The organism is Roseburia porci, from assembly GCF_009695765.1.
In the GTDB taxonomy this organism is placed as follows: Bacteria; Bacillota; Clostridia; order Lachnospirales; family Lachnospiraceae; genus Roseburia; species Roseburia porci.
The window spans coordinates 1-1,681 of sequence record NZ_VUNI01000054.1 but is presented as its reverse complement, the minus strand read 5'-3'; the positions used below and the strand labels follow the sequence as shown (position 1 = coordinate 1,681).

1 protein-coding gene is annotated in these 1,681 nt (G+C 40.3%); it reads right to left on the bottom strand.

The annotated features are described in order from the left end of the window. Positions 1–104: 104 nt before the first annotated feature. A complete protein-coding gene (locus tag FYJ75_RS14230) occupies positions 105–1,364 on the bottom strand; it encodes an IS110 family RNA-guided transposase (protein ID WP_154431060.1) in 1,260 nt (419 codons plus the stop codon). Between the last annotated feature and the right edge of the window lie 317 nt (positions 1,365–1,681).

Sequence of the window (1,681 nt, the reverse complement as noted above, 5' to 3'; positions counted from 1 at the left end):
AAGTTTGAAACAAACAAGCAGAGGACAGCCTAAAAATAAAGAGCATAGCAAATAAACCGCCTAAGCAGTCGGTTTTAAAAATTGAATATATACACAACACCTAATCAGGTAACAGGAACAACATCATCTTTGATAATGTAGCCTCGCTGCTTCATTAAATTAAGTGCCTGTGAAGTAGTCAATACTTTGGATTTATTCACAGGTCGCGATTCAAGAAAACCTTCAGGCGTATATGGTTTTAGATCTGTGAGTATGTGCCAGATAGCGGTCAGGATCATACGACAGATGGCAATGATAGCTTTCTTGTGACCACGACGTGCTTTTATACGTCGATAACGGTTTGTAAATTCTGGGTGTTTCTTGGATTTGATTAAAGCATTTGCAACTTGCACCAAAACTGGTTTAAAATAAGAACCAGCACGGGAAATCCTAGTGGATTTGATTTTATGATTGCTTTGATCATTACGGGGACAACATCCAGCCCATGATATGAGGTTTTTAGCTGTGGGGAAGACAGACATATCACCTCCGATTTCAGAAAGCACCTGAATAGCAGTCATTGGGGTCTTATCGAATCCAGGTACGGTTCGTATAAGATTGAGAATGCTTTCATACTTATCACTGAGACGAAAGATTTCCCGTTCTATTTCTACTTTGTGCATTTCTAATTCATCAATGTGATTTAAACATTGTCTGAGCTTTACAGCTTGTTCTTTGGATATGGCACCATCAACAGCAGCTTGTATTTCTTCGGTAGGAGTCTTACATCTGCTATCCACAAAAGGTGACACATCAAATGTTTCCCCAGGGTGTTGTAAAATCTGTTCCGTAATGGAACGGGAGGATTTACCAAATATATCAGAAAAGACATCATCCAGTTTTAAGTTAGAAACAGTAAGACAGTTATGAGCACGATTCTTCTCACCGGTGATCATACAAGTGAGTTTGAAACGGTATCTTACTAAATCTCTTAATTCACGGATGTCAGCCGGTGGAATAAAGGAAGGTTTTACCATTCCACACATATATAGGTCACAAATCCATTTAGCATCCTTGCGGTCAGTCTTGTTGCCTTTTTGCGGTTTGGTATATTTGGGGTGGGAAAGAGTAACCCAGATGTTATTCTTCTCCAGGACATTAAAAACAGGGATCCAGTACTTACCGGTAGATTCCATGCAGACATCCGTACAGTTGTATTTGGAAAGCCAGTCACACAGCTCCTGCAGACCTTTGGTAAAGGAAGAAAAGCGGGCTTCTTTATACTCGGTACGTTTCAGGGAATCAGTTATGCCGATACAGGCATAGATCCAGGTTTTGTGGACGTCAAGACCACAACAGTTATTTTTGAGAATTTTAAACGACAATAAAAGTACCTCCTGATGATTTATCGTTATAAAACTGACAGTGACTGGTCATCCGGCAAAATCGAGTCGACTTTGGAAGAGATAAGTTTACGGGCTACGTTATGCGCCAATCATTGATGCCTTAACGGATGACCGACAACAAATAATTATACGAGGTTGCCGCTATACAGCCCCGCCACTCACCTCCACGTGTTCTGTAGTGTGTCAGTCTTATAGGTAAATAATATCAGAAGGAATATAAATTAGAAAAGCGGAAGTTAGCCAAAGTGTTTCATGACGCATTGGTGCCTTTCGCAGAAAGGCGGATTATAATTATG